Origin of the sequence: Paenibacillus sp. FSL F4-0122 (genome assembly GCF_038002845.1) — a bacterium.
Lineage (GTDB): Bacteria > Bacillota > Bacilli > Paenibacillales > Paenibacillaceae > Paenibacillus_AQ > Paenibacillus_AQ odorifer.
On the sequence record NZ_JBBODI010000001.1, the window covers coordinates 3,237,921 to 3,257,666 of the forward strand.

At 41.2% G+C, this 19,746-nt stretch carries 20 protein-coding genes; 19 read left to right on the forward strand and 1 reads right to left on the reverse strand.

Annotation, left to right across the window (positions count from 1 at the left end; genetic code table 11):
- Positions 1-176: 176 nt before the first annotated feature.
- From MHH49_RS14060 to MHH49_RS14105, 10 genes are all read left to right on the forward strand, one after another.
- Positions 177-482, forward strand: a complete 306-nt coding sequence (locus MHH49_RS14060; protein ID WP_036685544.1) for a LiaF transmembrane domain-containing protein — start codon at positions 177-179, stop codon at positions 480-482.
- A 44-nt stretch (positions 483-526) separates the two neighbouring features.
- Positions 527-1,204 (forward strand): PspA/IM30 family protein, encoded by a 678-nt coding sequence (locus tag MHH49_RS14065; protein ID WP_036685541.1) that lies wholly within the window; start codon positions 527-529, stop codon positions 1,202-1,204.
- Positions 1,205-1,208: 4 nt separating this feature from the next.
- Positions 1,209-1,676: a PspC domain-containing protein gene (locus MHH49_RS14070; RefSeq protein WP_076310263.1), complete on the forward strand. Its 468-nt coding sequence runs from the start codon at positions 1,209-1,211 to the stop codon at positions 1,674-1,676.
- Positions 1,677-1,679: 3 nt separating this feature from the next.
- A complete protein-coding gene (locus MHH49_RS14075; protein ID WP_036685540.1) occupies positions 1,680-2,384 on the forward strand; it encodes a PspA/IM30 family protein in 705 nt (234 codons plus the stop codon).
- Between the two features lie 197 nt (positions 2,385-2,581).
- The gene (gene liaF, locus MHH49_RS14080; RefSeq protein ID WP_036685537.1) at positions 2,582-3,229 is read left to right on the forward strand and encodes a cell wall-active antibiotics response protein LiaF; all 648 of its coding nucleotides are present in this window, start codon (positions 2,582-2,584) and stop codon (positions 3,227-3,229) included.
- Between the two features lie 31 nt (positions 3,230-3,260).
- The gene (locus MHH49_RS14085; protein ID WP_076130326.1) at positions 3,261-4,295 is read left to right on the forward strand and encodes a sensor histidine kinase; all 1,035 of its coding nucleotides are present in this window, start codon (positions 3,261-3,263) and stop codon (positions 4,293-4,295) included.
- 18 nt (positions 4,296-4,313) lie between these two features.
- Positions 4,314-4,967 carry a response regulator gene (locus tag MHH49_RS14090; protein WP_036685532.1) on the forward strand — a complete coding sequence of 218 codons (654 nt, stop codon included), beginning with the start codon at positions 4,314-4,316 and terminating at the stop codon, positions 4,965-4,967.
- Positions 4,968-5,160: 193 nt separating this feature from the next.
- Complete coding sequence (locus MHH49_RS14095; RefSeq protein WP_341138209.1) at positions 5,161-5,976, forward strand: YwmB family TATA-box binding protein; 816 nt, start codon at positions 5,161-5,163, stop codon at positions 5,974-5,976.
- A gap of 205 nt (positions 5,977-6,181) precedes the next feature.
- On the forward strand, positions 6,182-7,732 hold the full coding sequence (gene zwf, locus MHH49_RS14100) for a glucose-6-phosphate dehydrogenase (RefSeq protein WP_036685526.1): 1,551 nt from the start codon (positions 6,182-6,184) through the stop codon (positions 7,730-7,732).
- A 556-nt stretch (positions 7,733-8,288) separates the two neighbouring features.
- Positions 8,289-9,887 carry a peptide chain release factor 3 gene (locus MHH49_RS14105; RefSeq protein WP_076130309.1) on the forward strand — a complete coding sequence of 533 codons (1,599 nt, stop codon included), beginning with the start codon at positions 8,289-8,291 and terminating at the stop codon, positions 9,885-9,887.
- 100 nt (positions 9,888-9,987) lie between these two features.
- Here the strand turns inward: MHH49_RS14105 and MHH49_RS14110 are convergent, their stop codons facing one another.
- Entirely contained in the window at positions 9,988-10,224 is a 237-nt protein-coding gene (locus MHH49_RS14110) for a small acid-soluble spore protein SspI (protein ID WP_076130310.1), read from the reverse strand.
- Positions 10,225-10,458: 234 nt separating this feature from the next.
- Between MHH49_RS14110 and MHH49_RS14115 the strand changes: the two genes are divergently transcribed.
- From MHH49_RS14115 to MHH49_RS14155, 9 genes are all read left to right on the forward strand, one after another.
- Positions 10,459-11,118: a potassium channel family protein gene (locus MHH49_RS14115; RefSeq protein ID WP_036685517.1), complete on the forward strand. Its 660-nt coding sequence runs from the start codon at positions 10,459-10,461 to the stop codon at positions 11,116-11,118.
- Between the two features lie 41 nt (positions 11,119-11,159).
- Complete coding sequence (locus tag MHH49_RS14120; RefSeq protein ID WP_036685514.1) at positions 11,160-11,945, forward strand: TrmH family RNA methyltransferase; 786 nt, start codon at positions 11,160-11,162, stop codon at positions 11,943-11,945.
- A 247-nt stretch (positions 11,946-12,192) separates the two neighbouring features.
- On the forward strand, positions 12,193-12,933 hold the full coding sequence (locus MHH49_RS14125) for a hypothetical protein (RefSeq protein ID WP_036685511.1): 741 nt from the start codon (positions 12,193-12,195) through the stop codon (positions 12,931-12,933).
- On the forward strand, positions 12,923-14,845 hold the full coding sequence (locus MHH49_RS14130; protein ID WP_036685509.1) for a Mu transposase C-terminal domain-containing protein: 1,923 nt from the start codon (positions 12,923-12,925) through the stop codon (positions 14,843-14,845). The genes MHH49_RS14125 and MHH49_RS14130 overlap by 11 nt, the downstream gene beginning before the upstream one ends.
- A 165-nt stretch (positions 14,846-15,010) precedes the next feature.
- Positions 15,011-15,709 carry a TniB family NTP-binding protein gene (locus tag MHH49_RS14135; protein ID WP_036685508.1) on the forward strand — a complete coding sequence of 233 codons (699 nt, stop codon included), beginning with the start codon at positions 15,011-15,013 and terminating at the stop codon, positions 15,707-15,709.
- Between the two features lie 98 nt (positions 15,710-15,807).
- Positions 15,808-15,939: a hypothetical protein gene (locus MHH49_RS14140; RefSeq protein ID WP_256715882.1), complete on the forward strand. Its 132-nt coding sequence runs from the start codon at positions 15,808-15,810 to the stop codon at positions 15,937-15,939.
- Positions 15,940-15,968: 29 nt separating this feature from the next.
- On the forward strand, positions 15,969-17,777 hold the full coding sequence (locus tag MHH49_RS14145) for a TniQ family protein (protein WP_036685506.1): 1,809 nt from the start codon (positions 15,969-15,971) through the stop codon (positions 17,775-17,777).
- A gap of 26 nt (positions 17,778-17,803) precedes the next feature.
- Positions 17,804-17,986, forward strand: coding sequence for a hypothetical protein (locus MHH49_RS14150; RefSeq protein WP_036685504.1), 183 nt, complete (start codon positions 17,804-17,806; stop codon positions 17,984-17,986).
- Positions 17,987-18,082: 96 nt separating this feature from the next.
- Positions 18,083-19,426 carry a TniQ family protein gene (locus MHH49_RS14155; RefSeq protein WP_036685502.1) on the forward strand — a complete coding sequence of 448 codons (1,344 nt, stop codon included), beginning with the start codon at positions 18,083-18,085 and terminating at the stop codon, positions 19,424-19,426.
- The last annotated feature ends 320 nt before the right edge of the window (positions 19,427-19,746 follow it).

Consider the following 19,746-nt stretch of genomic DNA (forward strand, 5'->3'; position numbering starts at 1 on the left):
TTTTATATTGAAAAGGTTGGTTATGACCTACAACTAGCCCAACAGTGGTCTGTAGTCGTACAGCTACCTCGACTAAGGTCCAGTACGAAAAACCGTCGTTGGTCTGTTTTGAAAGTCTGCGATTTACCCTAGAATAAGGCTATAAGGTTAAGGACAACGAAAGGCGGTGAGAAAAAATGCAAAGAAGACAAGGAAACGGATTAGCGGTTGTACTGATTGTGATTGGTGCGGTTATGCTGCTCGGCATTGCGCTTCCTCTGATCCACGGAATGTTCAGATTACTTTTCCCGGTATTGCTGGTTGTTCTCGGGTACTACGGGATTAAGAGCGGACGCAAGATTATCGGTTGGGTACTGATGTTCATTGGTGTGATGTCCCTGATCGCGAAGCTTTCCTGGATCATTGGACCACTTCTAGGAGTGGCGTTGATCGTCTGGGGCGTATCAGCATTAAAGGGCAGAAGTAATAATGGTACTTATTAAGAAGCAATGTACTTAAACAAGAAGCAGGGAGGGAGCAGGAGATCATGAGTGTTTTTCGTCGCATGAGGGATATTACTGTAGCTAATCTAAACGAACGTCTGGAGCAAAGCCAAGATCCCGTGAAACTAATTGATCAATTTCTACATTCAACCCGTGAGGAAATCAGTGAAGCTGAAAGGCTGTACCAGCAATATGCTTCCCACACGAAGCAATTGCAGCAGCAAGTGAACCAAGCAACTGCCATGAGAAACAAACGTGAAGAGCAGGCGTTGTTGGCACTGAAAGCAGGCGAGGATCATCTCGCGAAGCTGGCTTTACAAGAAAAGATCATTCACGAGGAAAAACTGGAGCAATATAGCGGGCTGCTAGAACAGAGCAAGCAATCCTTGTTTGAACTTGAAGCACAGCTGAATGAGCTGAAAATAGAGTATCAAACGGTGTACAGCAAACGTCAGTATTATTCGGCACGAATGGAGTCGCTGCGATTGCAGCAACGGATGAATCAAAGAGCCAGTGCTTATGGCAATGGTGGTGATGTTCCCAAAATGTTCGGACGTCTGGAAGATCAGATGTCGGATTGGGAATTAGAAGCAAAGAGCTTGCGTGATTTGCGGCGCATGGGACAGGAATATGCGGTGCAAGCGGGTGAGACCGTAGCAACCGTACTCGAAAGAGAAATGGCTCGCCTAAAGGAGAAACTGAACAATGGTGGAAAGGAGTAGCGCTATGAGTCGATTGTATCGTTCAACAAGAGATAAAGTGATGACGGGTCTTGCAGGTGGATTATCTGAGACACTCGGTATTGATTCCACGTTATTCCGGATTCTATTACTGGTCAGCATTCCGTTTACAGGTGGTGCGGTGATTCCGGTATACTTCATTGCAGCAATGGTCATTCCTAAGGAACCGACGCATTATAATCCATTTGGACCAGGGCCTGGGGCACCGGGTGGCCCATTCGGCGGACCCTACTCAGGCAGACCGGAACATGGACACGGACCACAAGCTACTGGCGGATATGGACCTTATGGACGCCAGTCAAATTACAATCCTAATTTTGAGAAGAACAACGCTTATTCCGCACCGGACTCCGGTTTGGATGCGATGATGAAGGATATTGAGAAGAAGGCTTTGCAAAAAGAAGTAGAAGAACTCAAACAAAAACTGTCTAAATATGAGAAAGGGGAATTGTAAATCATGGGAGTATTTCAAAGAATTAAAGATATGACAAAAGCGTCGGTAAATGACTTGTTGGATAAGGTAGAGGACCCAATCGTAATGCTTAACCAATATCTGCGCGATATGGAGGCTGAAATTCACGAAGCAGAAGTAACAGTTGCTAAACAAATGGCTAACGAACGCCGTATGAAGCAACGTGTGGAAGAAGCAGCAAAAATGTCTGCACAACGTGGATCACAAGCTGAACTGGCACTGAAAAATGGCCAAGAAGAAGTAACTCGCAAGCTGTTGGAAGAAAAAATCTACTTTGACCAAAAGCAAGTGGAATACAGTGATCTTCACGCACAAGCTGAAGTACACGCTAAGGAATTAGTGCAACAACTGCATGACATGAAGGATGAGTTCTACAAGCTGCGCAACAAACGTAACGAGCTTGTATCCCGTGCTCAAATGGCTAAAGCTAAAAAACAAATGTCGCAAATCAGCAGCGTACATTCCATTGAAAGTGGCAGTGCATCACTCGGATTCCACCGGATGGAAGAGAAAATTATGCAGCTTGAGGCTGAAGCAGATGTAATGCGTGCACCTTACAGCCCATCCGCTGCTTATAGCAAACCCGTTGATGTTGAGAAGCAACTGAAAGTGGATGAGCAATTGGCGCTACTGAAAAACAAGCTGAATGATACACCTGCGGCTCCTTCTCTAAACAAAAAAGAACAATAAATCCTGTTCCTAAAACTTGGACGGATATGATATGCTGGACAAGAAGAAGCCATACGGTATGGATCTCCATACCGATATGGCTTTTATAGCGGCTAGCTATAATATTTAACGGTGATAATATTCCTCATCATAGTGACGGATATCTAACCGATAGTATAAAATGAGTTTTGCTTCGCAAAACTTTTAGGAGGTGCGAAATGGATAAACGAAACCGTTTGATTGCCATCGGACTGATTGCTGTTGGCTGCATGATGATTTTTGGTAGATGGCTCGGCTTTTTCTCCATTGTCGCGCTTCTGTTCCTGCTGCTGGGAGTCTACCGTACGACATCAGGCAAAGTAAAGCAGGGCTATAAACTGCTCGGGATAGGTGCTGTATTGCTTTTGCTGGACCATTTGGTGCTCGTGCTGGGGATTTGTTTAATCTCACTTGGGATGTTTTTTACCAAATCCAAAAGAGTACAGCGCAAGGAAGGGTTTATGCAGAAGCAGAACTTTTCATCCAGATTTGACTGGGACCGCTCACCTTGGGTGATGCACAGCCTTAGCTCTTGGCATGTACTGGGTGAAGCCGATGTGGATCTTTCATTAGCTATGGCGGATCATAAGGAAACGGTCATGCTGTTTCAAGGGATTTTTGGCGATATGGACATTAACCTGTCCGATGATTACGGCGTGGAAATTGAAGCTTTTGTGCTCTTTGGGTCCATTGAATTCGGCAACCAGCGAGATACAGGGATGTTGAACCGTCTGAATTGGAAATCAGCTAATTATGACAGCAGTGAATACAAAGTGAAATTTAGTGTTTCTTATTTAATGGGAGATCTAGATGTACGATTATCCTGAAAAGCTTGATAGAGAAGGGAGAGTCCCCCGCATGGAAAAAAAGAACAAAAACATGATATCACGCAGCATGGGTGAGGGGGCTCTGTTCTCTTTGGTCATGCTGCTTGTGATAATGTATGTCATGTATACATATGGCTATTTGAAGCCTTTTGAAAGCTGGAAATTTGGCGTGCGGACAGCCGTCACTCTAATTCTTCTGCCTATGGGCTTTGGGATTGGTTATGGCTTTTATCAGAGCTTTCGTGTGAAGCGGCAGTTGGAACGTCTTAGGCAGACCCTCGTATTATGGGAAAAGGGAAATTTGACGCTGTCCATGCCGGATCTAGGTGATGATGAGCTGGGAAGGCTTGGAGAACAGCTTGGCCGGATTAGCGGCAAATGGGAGAATCAAGTGACGACGCTGCAGCGGTTGTCCACGAATAACGCGAAGCTTGCGGAGCAGGCGCGGGTATCTGCTATTATGGAGGAACGCCAGCGGCTTGCGCGTGAACTGCACGACGCTGTTTCCCAGCAGCTATTTGCAATCTCCATGACTGCCACGGCGGTGGGCCGGACCTTGGAGAAAGATTTCGATAAAGCCCAGCGGCAAATTGCGCTTATAGAAGAAATGTCTGCCGTAGCCCAATCGGAGATGAGGGCATTGCTGCTGCATTTGAGACCTGTTTATTTGGAAGGAAAGGGCCTCGAACAAGGTCTGCAGGAATTGATCAAGGAGCTTAAGATCAAGGTTCCAATCGAAATTGTATTTGAAATGGACCCTGATGTGCAGCTGTTAAAAGGGGTAGAGAATCACTTGTTCCGTATCGTCCAAGAGGCGATTTCTAATACACTTCGTCATGCGAAGGCAGAAAAAATGGAAATCCGGCTGCATAGACGGGGAGATACAGTTCGCTTGACGTTGCGTGATGATGGGATCGGCTTTGAGATGGACGACACCAAACAAGCTTCCTATGGTTTGTCGAACATGCAGGAGCGGATTAATGAAATCGGAGGCTCCATTCAGTTCATTACCGCTCCGGGTAAAGGGATGCGTATTGAGATTACCGTTCCGTTAGTCAATGAATAATAGGAGGAAAGAGTAACCATGGAGATGGAGGAAGCAATTAAAGTACTACTCGTAGATGATCATGAAATGGTACGGATCGGACTAGCAGCTGTTTTAGGTACCGAGGATGGAATTGAGGTCGTAGGTGAAGCTGGAAGTGGAGAAGAAGGCATTCGGCTGGCTCAGGAGTACAATCCCGATGTGGTCTTAATGGATCTCGTAATGGATGGGATGGATGGCATAGAAACGACTAAACAGCTGATGAAGCAGTACCCAGAGATCAAAGTTATTGTTCTTACAAGCTATTTGGACGATGAAAAGATGTATCCTGTTATTGAAGCGGGCGCCTTTAGTTACCTGCTGAAGACTTCGCGGGCTAGTGAAGTGGCGGATGCGATCCGCGCTGCGGCAAGAGGACAGTCCGTGCTTGAGTCACAGGTGGCCTCTAAAATGATGAACCGTTTTAGAAACAATGCAAAAGGAGAATCACCTGCTTATAAAGAGCTTACGGAGCGCGAGATGGAAGTATTACGTCTGTTGGCGCAAGGTAAATCCAATCAGGATATTGCCGATCAACTAATTATTGGAATCAAAACTGTGAAATTTCATGTGACGAATATTCTCGCGAAGCTGGGCGTGGAAGACCGGACCCAAGCAGCAATTTATGCATATAAAAATGGACTAGCTGAATAACAATAAAGGACTGAAGCCTCTGCTTCAGTCCTTTTTATTGTACAAGAAAGTGTGTTTTGGGGCTCCCGCAAAGTACTTGAATACGCATCGAAGTATAAACCCTCACTTGGTGGGGATATTTCAGGTATAGAATCTCCTAATTCGAACATACTGTCTAGTAGATTGCTAGAGAGGTTCGAAGGGAGAATGACATATGCGGAAGATGAAGCTGAACAACGGAACAAAAAAAGGGACTTTTTTTATAATGATAATCGTGTGCTGCGCTGCGACTCTGCTAGTTAATCTGCAAAGTGTTAAAGCGAATTCACCCGTTCTTGATGAGGGCGATAACCAAGCTTCAACAGGAGCCGAACTGAATCATGCTCTTGTGAGTTTAATTGATCTCGGAAAAGAAACAACCGTTTCTGATTCACCGCTGCGTTTAGTGTTAAAGTGGCAGGGAGAAAGCAGCAATTACGCGGATCTGTCTGCCGAAGTTGCTAAGCTAAGCACAAGTCTCGGATTGAATGTACCGTCAGGTACTGAGGAAGATGGACATATGACGTATCGTACAGAAGCTGTAAAACCATATGAATCGCGGCTCTCCTTATTTTGGAGTGAGCTTAGCGAAGGCAACAGTTATGTGATTGTAACGTTAGAAGCGGCTGATCTGCAAAATGAAGCCAGCTTTCAAGCGGCTGCTCGTGAAGTAAGTATGATTCTTGAACAGAATAAAATTAAGGTGGAATGGAATGTATCCCTTCAAGGAAGCGCGCAAGAACAGGGAGCACCTGAAAAAGTTCTAGCACAGACGGAGTCATTGATGCATGACCGGTTTGAAGCTGTGACCGGAGGAGAAAGCTACAAGGATATCTCAACGGTTAGCCGTACGTATTCGATTCCTAATTTGAATCGTTCTGTGATGAGTGGAAATCAGTCAGTTTCTGCCCAAATCGCAGTGCATCATGAAGATCAGAAGGGGACAAACCGCGTAACTATAGGCTTTCCTTTAATAACCATCGAATATTGACAATTTTCTCTTATATAAGCGCAGATATAGTTAATAATAAGAAATATTAATTGAAATTTGCGAAATCCCGAGAGTATTTGTCAGGAATGTGATAGCATCCTTTTTAGGAATATGCTAAAATGACATAACGTCGTTATTCACCTTATGTTAGTACCGACGCTGAGCATGTCAATAAACTATATTACATACAGAAAGATGAGGAGCCATGGCTGAAAATCAAACCCTTGATGCACTGCACACACCCGGTGCTGTCTTTTTTATCTTTGGGGCAACCGGAGACTTAGCCCGGCGTAAGCTTTTCCCGGCGATTTACAGCTTGTACCGTGAAGGTAAGCTGGCACAAGATTTTGCGGTAATTGGCGTGGCGCGGCGCCCGCGTACTCAGGAAGAATTTAGAAGTGATGTGAAGGAATCCATCCTTGAATTCTGCCGTTACAAAGCGGGAGAAGAAAGCGAATGGAATGAGTTTGTTCAGCATTTCGAATACAAATCTCTGGACATTAACAATATTGATGGTTTCCGCGAGCTAAGAGCACAAACTGAAGTTCTTGAAGAGAAATTCAGTATTCCGGGCAATCGGATGTTCTATCTTGCGCTGGCGCCTGAATTGTTCGGCAGTGTCTCCTTCAATCTTAAAGCTGGCGGGATGCTGGATAGTACGGGTTGGAATCGCCTCGTAATTGAGAAGCCTTTTGGTTATAATCTGGAGTCGGCTGAACAGCTGAACGAACAGATTCGTCAGGTCTTCAAAGAAGAGGAAATTTACCGGATTGACCACTATCTTGGTAAAGAAATGGTACAGAATATCGAAGTGATTCGTTTTGCTAATGCTTTTTTCGAACCGCTCTGGAATAATAAACATATTGCCAATATTCAAATTACACTTGGCGAAACCGTAGGTGTAGAAGAACGCGGTGGTTACTATGACCATGCGGGAGCCTTACGGGACATGGGCCAGAATCATATACTGCAACTGCTGACTATGATTGCTATGGAACCACCAAGCCGTCTGCTCGCAGAAGATATTCGTGATGAGAAAGTGAAGGTACTTCGTTCCCTTCGTCCTTATGCGACATCTGATGAGGTGCGTGAGAATGTCGTAAGAGCACAATATATTCAAGGCTTACACCAAGGCAAAACCCTTCCTGCTTACCGTCAGGAAGATAAGGTTGATCCTGAGTCGAATACAGAGACGTATTTTGCTGCCCGTGTATTTGTAGATAACTTCCGCTGGGCTGGAGTTCCTTTCTACATCCGTACAGGTAAACGTCTCCCGGTGAAGACGACGGAAGTGGTAGTTGAGTTCAAAGGTATGCCAACCAACGTTTATTTGGGACAAAAGCATAAACTTGAGCCTAACCTCCTTGTAATCCGTGTGAACCCAATGGAAGGCATTTACGTAAAGATTAATGCCAAGAAACCGGGTTCCGAGTCTGAGATTCAACCGCTGGCTATGGACTTCTGTCAGAGCTGCCTGGTTGGAATCAATTCTCCGGAAGCATATGAGCGCTTGCTACATGATGCGGCACGCGGAGATTCAACTTATTTCACTCGTTGGGATGAGGTATCCTCGGCATGGTCGTTCGTGGATCGTATTGCAAAAGCATGGAGCGAAGAGTCTAGCGACTTATCTTCTTATCCTGCTGGCTCTTGGGGTCCAGTGGAAGCAGATGAACTGCTTGCTAAAGAAGGTTTCCATTGGTGGCCTGTAAACGGCCAAGATGAAGATAATGTGGTTTGGCTGAAGAATAACTAAACCTTGAGTTAATGCTATCTCCCTGCAGAGGATGCAGGGAGATTTTTTGTAATGCTAAGATCTAAAAGATTGGACTTCAGACGGTGTTTGGGGGATCTGGGCACTTTTCTAATAACTGCACTTTGTACAATTAAAATCGCTTATCTCGTTATGATTAGTCTTTTAGATGTATTTTCTGCAACTATAATCACCGGATAAGGCGGAAAAGCGTGCACAACTTAATTTTAATTGCATCAAATGCAACTAAAGGCTAATGAAAATGCTAATACTTCAAGTAACTGTAGGAAATACATCTATTTTTTTGAGCAATGATATGTGGGGATCATAATCCAGACCATTCGGGAGATATTTTGCGGCACGCGCTTTTTAGTAGATAATGTCTGCCGGATTTTGATATACTTTAGAGGATGCTTTCACTTGAAGCGGACTGGAGCTAGACCTAAGAGCTATTCATTCAGAAATGAAGGGGTATGAACAATGAGCAGAGCACCGATTTGATGAACCCCAGTGTAATTGAAGCAGAAGCAGGAATTTTATATATGAAGGGATATGTGTAATGAACAAAGCAATAGATCAGAAGCTGCAAAAGGAAGTGGATAGACGCAGAACCTTTGCGATCATTTCCCACCCGGATGCGGGTAAAACAACTTTAACGGAGAAACTGCTGTTATTCGGTGGCGCGATCCGTCTGGCGGGAACGGTTAAGGCCCGTAAAGCGAATAAACATGCGACGAGTGACTGGATGGAAATTGAGAAGCAGCGGGGGATTTCTGTAACGTCTTCCGTAATGCAGTTTGATTATTTGAATCATCGCGTGAACATTTTGGATACACCGGGTCACCAAGACTTCAGTGAGGACACCTATCGTACCCTAACTGCAGCGGATAGTGCGGTCATGCTTATTGACGTGGCAAAAGGTGTGGAAGCCCAAACTACCAAACTGTTTCAGGTATGTGCTAAACGGGGCATTCCGATTTTCACCTTTATTAACAAGCTGGACCGTGAAGGACGTAGCCCGTTTGATCTGATGGAAGAGCTGGAGCAGGTTCTTGGTATTCGTTCTGTGCCAATGAACTGGCCGATCGGTAGTGGACGTGAGCTATGCGGCGTATATGACCGGATGAAAAATCAGGTAGAGCTGTTCCAAGGTGACGATCACTCCGTAATCAAGGTTCAAAAGGTTGACGGATACCGTGATCCAATCATTCGTGAAATGGCTGGAGAGTATCTGCATGATCAACTGTGTCAGGATCTGGAGCTGCTGGATGTAGCAGGCGATGCTTTTGACTATGAAAAAGTATTAAGTGGTGAACTCACACCTGTGTTCTTTGGCAGTGCGATCAACAATTTTGGTGTACAGACTTTCCTCGATAATTTCTTGGATCTGGCACCGAAGCCTGAACCACGCCGCAGTACTATAGGGGTAGTAGAACCAACGAATGAGAAATTCACTGGTTATGTGTTCAAAATTCAAGCGAACATGAACCCGGCTCACCGTGACCGGATTGCTTTCCTGCGTATTGTGTCCGGGAAATTCGAACGGGGTATGAGCGTGAAGCATGTACGTGCCGGTAAAGATATCAAGCTGGCGCAACCACAGCAATTTTTGGCGCAGGACCGCGATATCGTAGAGGAAGCTTATCCGGGAGATATCATCGGTCTGTTTGATCCAGGTATTTTTAGAATTGGTGATACCTTGAGCCAAGCAGGAGATATGGAATTCGATGAGCTGCCAACGTTCTCACCAGAGATTTTTGCTAAAGTGAGTATTAAAAATGCATTGAAATCGAAGCAGTTCCAGAAGGGTGTCGATCAGCTGACTGAAGAGGGCATGATTCAGGTGTTCCGCACGGTCAACTTTGACGATATTTTGCTCGGTGTAGTTGGACAACTGCAGTTTGAAGTGTTTGAGTACCGCATGAAGGGTGAATATGGTGTGGATGTTCAGTTGCAGAGAATGCCATACCAGTTTGCACGTTGGATCGTAGATGATACTAAGCCGGATGCGAGCAAATTCAGAATCAACTCAACGTTGGTGACGGATAAGAAGGGCAATTTTGTCGTGTTGTTCGAGAACGAATATGCTATGCGGACAGCGATGGATAAGAACCCGACAGCTAAATTCCTGGAAATGGCTCCAAAAGCATTACTATAATTAGGACGCTATAACTTTCTGAATGTAATAATAAAACCTCCGCCTCCATAGGTGAAGTTACACCATGGTGAGCGGAGGTTTTTGACTAGTTGCGGTCAGTTTACGATGTGATATCCCCAGGGGTAATAGTCTCCAGGTGATCATGTAGCATGGTAACCAACCTATCTTGCTTAGCGGGATCTAAATCCTTCCAGATCATTTCGAACACGGCGCCAAGTCCCGGGAGTGCTGCCTCCGGACCATCCACAGAGCCTTCAATCATATGACGTAAATCCTCTTCAGATTGACCGTGCACTTTATGAATAATCGCCTGGCGCAAGTCAATGGTAACGGGCATAATGTACCTCCTTTTTTGAAAATATAGTGATATTGACCTCGTTATAATGTGCCCTGCAAAGGTGCTGGAAATTCAAGTTTTTGTCCAAATATAAGATAGTATAAGTTTGACACATATATATCATCCTTATATTTCTACGAGAAACGGTTGTCATCCGTAAGGACGGCAATGACGTTTCTTCTTGGCTTATGCTATACTGTTTGAGATATAGAATGCTACGGGAGGTACATAGACATGGCCAAAAAACAATATGCCGTCATCGGTATGGGGCGTTTCGGATCTAGTGTTGCTAAGGCGCTCAGCGGCATGGGGTTTGATGTACTTGCGATTGATGCTGACGAGCAGCGAACACAGGAAATTTCAAGTATTGTAACTCATGCCGTATCTGCAGATTCCACGGATGAGGAGGCGCTGCGTGCCCTTGGTATTCGCAATTTTGATGTGGTGGTTGTAGCCATTGGCGAGGACATTCAAGCTAGCATCCTGACAACACTTATCCTAAAAGACCTGGGTGTGCCTGCAATTCTGGCAAAAGCCAAAGGTGAACTGCACGGCAAAGTATTAAGCAAAATTGGTGCGGACAAGGTGATTTATCCTGAACGGGATATGGGAATGCGGGTTGCGCATCATCTTGCTTCGCCTAATATATTGGATTATATTGAGCTGTCGCCGGACTACAGTATTCTGGATATGAAGGTATCCGGACCGATGCTCGGAAAAAATCTACAGGAGCTCGACATCCGCGCAAGATTTGGCTGCAACGTAATGGCCATCCGCCAAGGTGAAGAAATGAACATCTCTCCCCGTGCAGAGGATCGCCTGATCGATGGCGATATCCTTGTTATTGTTGGGCATAAGGATAATTTGACGAAGCTGGAGATGGCGTATCAGTAGGAACAAAGAATAAATGGCAAGGCAGAAGAAAGGAAGACTTTATGGAAATCATGTCTCCGCAAAATACGCGGGTTAAAGAGTGGGCCGGGTTACAGGAGAAAAAGCATCGTGACAAGGCTCGTAAATATATCGTAGAGGGCGTTCATCTGGTTCAGGAAGCACTGCTGGCTGAAGCAGATGTGGAATGCCTTGCTTATGACCTCGACAAAGGAATGCCTGCTGAACTTAAGGGGCTGCTTCAGGCCGTTCAGGGAATGGAAGTGATTGGCGTTTCGGCGGCGATCATCTCAAAATGCAGCAGCACCAATACGCCGCAGCCGGTGTTCGCCATCGTGCGGAAGGAACAGCAGGCTGTAGAAGCTATCCTAGCGAAGAAGGATAGCCTTGTGGTTGTGCTGGACGGCGTGCAGGATCCGGGCAATGTCGGCACCATCATCCGCAGTGCGGATGCAGCGGGAGCAGACGGAGTGATCCTCGGACAAGGCTGTGCTGACCTCTATAATCCGAAGACCATCCGTTCCACGATGGGCTCGATGTTCCATCTTCCGGTGGTGGAGGGAGAGTTAAGTGAGATTTTGCCACAGGCCCGGGAAAATGGGGCGCTGCTGGTGAGCACTTCGCTGCAGGGCGAAGAATCGTGCTATGAGCACGATTTCCAGGGCAGCCAGTGGCTGCTGATTGGCAGCGAAGGAAAAGGCATCTCGCCGGAAACGGCGCGACTCGTGGACAAGAGTATCATCATCCCGATGGCAGGCCGCGCGGAATCGCTGAACGCCGCAATGGCGGCGACGATTTTGCTGTTTGAGGGAATGAGACAGCGGGGATAAATTGTCACCGTTTGTAACGTAGTTTGTGAGTAACGGCTATACTTGAGACTAATTGGATCGATAACTGAGACTTTTTTGGTGATATGTTTGAGACTAATAAAAAAAACAGTAGTAGCAAAACCTTGCTGCTACTGTTTTTTTTATTTTGTTGTGGGTATAACACTGGAATTAGTGGGTAATAGATATAGTAGAAATATAAATTGGATATTACGCTTATAATTGATACTTTCTGAAATGAGGTGTGCTTGTGGAATGGGAAAATCATGTATGGAACAATGAAGACATGTTGTACAGTCCTAAACGCAAAGTGAATAATCGGAGAAGTCACTTTCACCCCCATATCATAGGGAGTTTTTTTAGCGTAAAGAACGGAAGAACAGTTGAATATGAATCTTTATCTGAACGGCTTTTTTACTACTACCTCGAATTAGATACCAAAGTAATACGTTATTATGTTCAGCCAATAGAAGTGCCTGTTTACGATGGGAAAGAAGAATGGGTTCATGTCCCGGATGTCCTAGTTTTCAAGCAGAGGTTAAATCCGTTGCTTTATCAAGTGAAACTCGAACCGGAGGCAACACTAGATGAGCATGTAGAACTGTGCAATAGGTATTGCAGAGCATACGTATTGGAAAAGGGTTGGGAATACCAAGTTATATATCCAAAACAACTACCTCAAGCTGTATCATACAACCTCAAGCTGCTTAAAGGCTTTTTGAAGGAAAGAAAATACTACCCGAGTTGGTATGAATCAGTAACTTATAGACTGCGTTGTATTGAATCGTGCTCCATAGAATATCTTGCCTCCACATTCACTGATATTAGTGATCCTCTTTTAATTAAACCTTTGATATATCACCTCATTGCCAAAGGAACATTTATGGCTGATGTAAACGAGAGAATTACTTCCCAAAGCAAAATCACATTTAATTCTCAAACTAATACTCCTTTTACCAGTATACCTGGAGGAGCATTGTATGGCGTTTAACCAACTAAGACTATATTCGGAATGCTGCCTATATGGAAAAATATACAAGGTCGTAAGGGTAGATCCACCAAATCTTTGGTTAAGAAGGCCAGATGGGGAAGATCTTCAAATAGCTTATACTGATCTTGTGAATCATCCTACCTTCGTACCTGAATCCACTATGAAATTTGAGAGGAAAGAAGAAAAAATAACATACGGAAATATAATTGCGAAGCTGGATGACAACAAAAGAAGTGAAGTAAGTAAGCGGTTTGAATTAATACAACCACTTCTTATTCTAGAGAAGATTAAAGCCGGAAATGTTCAAGCGATAGCGCAATTTCGCGACAAATGTAAGGATATTTTACTTGAGAATGAAGAAATTATTGTACTGAAACAGGAAGAATTAATTAATAGAATCTTAGAAAAACGTGGCGGATCAAGAGCAAGCATTATGCGCTACTTATCGGATTATCGACGTGCAGAATCAGAAAGAGAATCACGAGGTTTAGCAGGACTCATTTCGAATAAAGGAAAGGGTTATACCGGTAGAAAAGATAACAAAATGGTAACGATCTGTCATCCTGAACATCCGGAGATCATTCTCGATACTATCTTTGTTCGACTAACAGTAAAGCAAATCGAGATTCTGAAAGAAACCATTGAAAAAGATTATTTAAATAAGTATCGAGTTTCAAAAGCGACCATTCACAGACTTGTAGAACGACGATGTGCAAGAGTGAATGAGCCTGATATAAAATATAGTACTATTTCTGACATTATAGACCGTATTGAAAAACGGGCTGTTGAGCGACTTCGAAATATGAAGAGAGCCAGAGCAGTATATGACGAAGTAGCTCGTGGTTACGCAGACAGAGAGGCCACATGTCGTTTGGATATGATACAGATTGATCATACTCGACTAGATATGCAGGTCATTGATGACGCAACTGGTCTTGTAATTGACCGACCATGGATAACATTGGGAATCGATGTATATTCACGTGGCCCATGGTGTCTTTATTTATCTCATGAAGATCCGTCAATTAATGTGGTCAGAAAAGCCATTCAACATGGGGTTTTTGCTAAAAACACAAAACATGAATATGGAACAGAGTTGGAATGGGAGTTTTTTGGTATTCCGAATATCATTTATGTTGATAACGGAATGGATTTTAAAAGTAACGAGATCAAACGATTAGTGAATGAAACTCTTCAATCTGAGATTATGCATAGGCCGGTTAAAATACCTCATTACGGGGCAGTTATTGAAAGATTGTTTGGCACGCTTAACAGTGAACTGATACACAACATCATGGGTACAACGAAAAGCAATATTGTAGATAGAGGGGACCTAAATCCTGAAAAGGATGCATTTTTAACTTTAAGTCAACTTCGTAAAATTCTTGTCCATTATTTTGTTGATATTTATCCTTTGCGTCCACATAAAGGCCTAGGTAATAACATGTCACCAATGGCGAAATTTAGAGAAAGTGTTAGTGAAGTGGGCTATCCTGAGTGGATTGATAAAAGTGACGAAGAAAAATATAAAATTGATTTTTTATTAACGGACCAAAAACCATATACGCGGGATGGGGTACGCTGGGATAACAAAATCTATAAATCTGATAAGTGTAATGACCTTGTTGGAACTAGAAAAACAAAGTATACAGTGAAATACGACATTGATGACATTTCGAAAATATACTTACTGCATCCGAAAACTAAAGAGTTCATAGAGCTTTATTGTGAAACCCCTCCTTACGAAACTGTAGTTGGGGTAAATCAATATACTTACAAAAAATTACTGCAGTTTTTACGAAATGAAGGGGAAGGCAAATTAAAGCTTCTACCAGGTAAAGCTCATATGCATAGGGCTTGGGAGAGGTTGGCTCAATTTATTAGTGAAGGGATGAGAGAAAAAAAAAGGTAAGACAAACTGTCGCAAGAATGGAGGGGGTAAAGGTAGTTGTCTCTACCGCATATCAAGCTCATCAAACAGTTCAAACCCAACAAGCTAAGAAGGCTCAGAATATCGAAGAAGAGTTATATTTGATTGCGAAAAAGGCGGAACAATCTAGTGGAGGTGGATACCAAAATGAGCAGTGAAGAAGTAAAAGTTTTAGCTCGTCGTATAAATAAACTATTTATTGAACATGACGAAGTAAAGCGTATTTGGAATCGGCTTGATTCAATGAGAGTGTATATTGAACGTGATGAGTTTGATGACGAGGATGATGAAGAAAAGGATCCGAGGCACCTGTTTATTACGGGATTATCAGGCGTTGGAAAACCACAGATTGGAAAAAGGTATGCCAAAAGTGTTTCTCGATACACCAAAAAAGTTGATGATGAGGAGATCGACATCATTCCTGTTCTTTATGTAAAACTTCCATATCCATTTACACAGCTTGATTTCTATAAAAAGATTCTTAAAGCACTCGGAACTGAAAACTTCCGCCGAGATGCTCGGATTAATATGATAAAAGATCGAGTACTATTATTGTTGAAAAAACAAAAAGTTCAAATGATCATTTTTGACGAGATGAACTTCATTATGCGTACGAAGAATTTTGATAACCAAACAGCAATGGAGATGCTTAAAGATTTAACAAATGAGCACCAGGTGAGTATCGTTTGTTTAGGAACCCCTCAAATTGAAAAACTTCACATCATGGAGGACGAATATGTCCGACGATTTGGAAGAGACCATATTAATCGTTTTGATAATTGTAACGAGAAATTCTGTGAGTTACTAAAAAAATTGAAGAGGCCATTCAACCGCCGGTTCCCATAGGATTATATGATGAAGCGACAGGTCTTCCTCGTTTATTGCATTTCTATTGCCAAGGTCGCATTGGATATTTACATTTGATTATTAAGGAAGCATTCAGATTGCTTAATGTATTTGATCAGAAGTATGTTGATTATTCGAATATTCGATTAACAGTAGATATATTGAAACAAGCTAAGTTTAATCTGTTTCGTGAAAGCGACCATTTAATCAGACCGGAAAATGCGGAATAAAAAGGCCATATTACAAGGAGATGATACAATTGAGTCGTCTTACAATTCGTCCCGAAATCAAAGATGGGGAATCCTTAAGTAGTTACCTAATGCGAGCTTGCCGAGCAAATATGGTGCTATATTTGGATTTGTTAAGACATGTACAGCCTATAAGATCTATGGACGTTTTCTATAGACGATCCATTCGAATTGATATTATGCCTCAGCAAAAACACGACATGAAAAGATTAGCTATGTTGATTGGGCAAACAGAGAAAAGTTTATTTGAAATGACTTATGATTCATTAAGATTAAAATTTAATCATTATGGTCTTTACTTTGATGAAAGTTTTCTGACCTTGATGCCAGTATTATTAGAATCGAATAAGCGGAAATTTTGTACCCATTGTCTTGAGGAAAACCTTGGTTTTCAAATGTTGTGGCAAGTAAGAGATATCGATGTTTGCTTTAAACATAATGTTAAGTTGAGAACCAGCTGCCCGATTTGTAATCACGATCAATCATATATACATAATAACTTGGGCGCATATCGTTGTTATCATTGTGAAAATTATTTGTTTAGTGAAAATCAGCAATTTCATGAAGCCAATGAAGAATATATGCATCAAAGGTATGATGAATGGAAATATATATTGGATTCAAAAAAACGATTATTTCCTGGATTAGTAGATGGATTAGACTTGCAGAAAACGATATGCATCACTCTAATTTATATTCTACAACTACAACTAGAGGAATCGCCCACCCAATATCGCTATAATCTTGTTTCAAGACTTCTACGACACGACTTTTTACATTCTATTCTTCGTTTTATTAATGATCAAACATCCCCCCAGAAAGTAACCTTCCCTCAATTAATGAAAATTTTAAATAAAGCGAAAATAAGAATGATAGATTTTGTGGAAATGAAAGTGCCAGCCAGTTATGTCAACTCAATAAAATCATTAAAAGTCCAAGAAAGCGTGATTCGTAAATGTCTATCACCTTGGTGCATTACGTTTGAGAAATCGGACGCATTAAAAGAGATTCCATATACTCACTTTTCAAGTTTCAAAAACCAAAAATTTTCGAACACTAGTATTTGTGTCAATTGTGGAATTAGATATGGATTAAATATGAATACCAAACAATGGTTAGAAATAGATACTAATATAGATTTGATAAATAACGTGGTTCTCATGTTGTGGTTTGATAAGAGTGAGAAAGAAATACGAATATCATTAGATATTACATATAGAAAACTATATCAGGCTCTCGGATATGCTTTGAGGTATAATTTATTACCTGATAATAAGAGAGAAATATATATGAAGTATTCGCAATCAGATTTAGACATAATCGAATGTTTCAAAGAGTTGTATTCAGAAGCTACGACAATAACTTATAAGGCACAAAAATGGTATGGATGGCATGGAATAGAGTTTTTTTATCATTTTTATAATCCTGTAGTCCAACAATACCGTTGGATTGAGTATACTCAAAAGAATAAATTTATTAATAAGCAAAAAGTATTAAAAGTCCAACCCCATATAGAAAAGACATTAAATGATATTCTTTATTTAGAAGAAGAACTTACTACAAAAGAAATTGCGGCTTCCCTTGATATAGAATTTATTAATTTTCAAAAATATGGTTTTTCTAAAAAAGTCCAAGAAATAAAAAGACAAATGCAAAAGCAAGCTACTGAGTCAGAACTTTTTGATAAGGTACAGGAATATGTTAAAACGATGGATCAAGTAAGATTATCAGTGTTTATAATTACATCGGGAAAAGCTCAAATGATATTAAGAAATCCATGCCTGCTTTGGCGAATTATATTACCGAGCAGTCTGCTTTGAGTAAAGAGAAGATGAGAATTTATAAAATGAAAGGTTTTATGACTATAGCAGATGAAATGATACTAGCGGAATATGAAAGTGAAAATAAGATACCTTCAGTACGTCAAATTGGAATTAAGTTAAAGATTTATGACAAGTTCTATACTAAATATCGTCCTGTGTTACAACATGTAAAAGAAACAATTAGAACATTAGAGACAGGAAGATAAGTCATTTAATACAGAGAATTTTTTAACGTTAGGGTTTGTGCGTCTAGGACACTCATTTCAAGGGAATAATAGTTAAAAACTCTTGGAGTGGGTTCAATGGATGATAGAGTTAGATTTACAGTAAGACCAATGTTACAAAAAGAGGAGTCACTATTTGGCTTCTTGTTACGTTGTGCATGTGCTAATGGAATAGCTCTTTGCGATGTTATTAACTGGTTAAAAGTTGGCAAGTATAGACTTCATTCGGGTGATTATCATAAATTAGATATTATTCCTGGAAGTATGATTGATTTAAGAAGACTAAGTTTTGTTAGTAGCACTTTAATAGAAAAACTGAAATCATCTACTTGTTTTAATATAATTCTAAAATTCAAGGGTAACAGTAAGGATTATAATAGTATGTTTCTAAAGGGGTATCTTCGAAATGAATTTCATTATTGCCCGGATTGTCTTAAAGAAAAACGTATTATTCGGCTTTTATGGAAATTAGAACCCATCGTGATTTGCGAAAAGCATCATAGAATTCTATTAGAGCATTGTCACTATTGTAAAAGTAAGATTAAATATAAAGATATAAAAGAAGTAGGAATTTGCCCACATTGTTTAAAAGAATTAAGTGAGCAGCGTAGTGAGGTTATAGAAGTTATTACAAACCAACTTATATTGGAACATCGATGGTATAGAACAGCCTTTGATTTGCTTTTGAATGATTCTTCAGGGATTCTTTTTGATTCTAGCGAACTAGCATTAAAGCTCTTGTATGTACTTAATGGTTGTAAAAGCGACTTTAATAGGAAAGCGATTAGCGGTAATTTAAAAGAAACAACCTTGGTGCATTTTTTACAGTGTGCTAGAGGAACAACTAAAAAGAATACAATCCATATAAGGACCATTCTCAGCATTTTAAAGGCCCGAGATATAAATGTAGAAAATTTTTTAACAATGGAGACTCCAGATGAATTTAAGTCAGCTCTTTTAAACCATGATGTTAAAGAGAAACATAGTTTAACGTGTAAAGCTCCTTGGTGTAAATACTATGAATTAAAAGGAAGGTTGTTTGCCACCGCATCAAAAAATATTCAACATCATGGTCAAACTCTAAAACAATATTTTCTTTGTCCTGATTGCGGTTGTGAATATGGCTTGAATTCAAGCAAAGAATTAATAGAGAGAACTTATTTTATAAGGGCTTTTGAGATTCTTTCAAATAGAAATATGGATAATTTAACTTGGCCAGAAAAAGAAAAAATATTTGGATTAAAGCGAAATAGGATTCTGAGAATTATTGCTTATTTTTCCTCAAGAGGTATAGTGAAGGGGAATTATAGATACTCCGAAAAAGATGTAGATGATACATTGCTGTTAAAAGTAATTGAAAGCATACAAGCAGGTATAAATATTTATGATATTCAACGCTTGAACTACTGGTACAATGATTAGCACTATTTACTTCATAGATACCACCCTAAAGTAATCAAAATTCTAGTTTCAAAAAAAACATCTTTATATCCAAAATTTATGTATGATAAGGCGTTATATGTAAATATTAGGGATATTTGCGACCGATTAATTATAAAGGATCAAGAAATAAAGGTTGAGGTTGTTGCTAAGTTAGTCGGGTATAGTGCAACAACCATTCGAAACAAAGGTTGCACAAGTATCATAAATACATATAGACAGCAACAGCAGTTGAAATATGGGCAGAATCTAATCACTAGGCTTCAAGAGAGTGCTAACAATTATTTTACTAGACATGAAGG

Excerpts from the sequence above, each read along its gene's own strand:
- MHH49_RS14135 (WP_036685508.1), top strand. The coding sequence starts at position 15,011 with ATGAGCAGTGAAGAAGTAAAAGTTTTAGCTCGTCGTATAAATAAACTA.
- MHH49_RS14110 (WP_076130310.1), bottom strand. The coding sequence starts at position 10,224 with ATGCCCGTTACCATTGACTTGCGCCAGGCGATTATTCATAAAGTGCAC.
- MHH49_RS14090 (WP_036685532.1), top strand. The coding sequence starts at position 4,314 with ATGGAGATGGAGGAAGCAATTAAAGTACTACTCGTAGATGATCATGAA.
- MHH49_RS14130 (WP_036685509.1), top strand. The coding sequence starts at position 12,923 with ATGGCGTTTAACCAACTAAGACTATATTCGGAATGCTGCCTATATGGA.
- MHH49_RS14155 (WP_036685502.1), top strand. The coding sequence starts at position 18,083 with ATGGATGATAGAGTTAGATTTACAGTAAGACCAATGTTACAAAAAGAG.
- MHH49_RS14150 (WP_036685504.1), top strand. The coding sequence starts at position 17,804 with ATGAAAGGTTTTATGACTATAGCAGATGAAATGATACTAGCGGAATAT.
- MHH49_RS14095 (WP_341138209.1), top strand. The coding sequence starts at position 5,161 with ATGCGGAAGATGAAGCTGAACAACGGAACAAAAAAAGGGACTTTTTTT.
- liaF (WP_036685537.1), top strand. The coding sequence starts at position 2,582 with ATGGATAAACGAAACCGTTTGATTGCCATCGGACTGATTGCTGTTGGC.
- MHH49_RS14060 (WP_036685544.1), top strand. The coding sequence starts at position 177 with ATGCAAAGAAGACAAGGAAACGGATTAGCGGTTGTACTGATTGTGATT.
- MHH49_RS14105 (WP_076130309.1), top strand. The coding sequence starts at position 8,289 with ATGAACAAAGCAATAGATCAGAAGCTGCAAAAGGAAGTGGATAGACGC.
- MHH49_RS14065 (WP_036685541.1), top strand. The coding sequence starts at position 527 with ATGAGTGTTTTTCGTCGCATGAGGGATATTACTGTAGCTAATCTAAAC.
- MHH49_RS14115 (WP_036685517.1), top strand. The coding sequence starts at position 10,459 with ATGGCCAAAAAACAATATGCCGTCATCGGTATGGGGCGTTTCGGATCT.
- MHH49_RS14075 (WP_036685540.1), top strand. The coding sequence starts at position 1,680 with ATGGGAGTATTTCAAAGAATTAAAGATATGACAAAAGCGTCGGTAAAT.
- MHH49_RS14070 (WP_076310263.1), top strand. The coding sequence starts at position 1,209 with ATGAGTCGATTGTATCGTTCAACAAGAGATAAAGTGATGACGGGTCTT.
- MHH49_RS14085 (WP_076130326.1), top strand. The coding sequence starts at position 3,261 with ATGGAAAAAAAGAACAAAAACATGATATCACGCAGCATGGGTGAGGGG.
- zwf (WP_036685526.1), top strand. The coding sequence starts at position 6,182 with ATGGCTGAAAATCAAACCCTTGATGCACTGCACACACCCGGTGCTGTC.
- MHH49_RS14120 (WP_036685514.1), top strand. The coding sequence starts at position 11,160 with ATGGAAATCATGTCTCCGCAAAATACGCGGGTTAAAGAGTGGGCCGGG.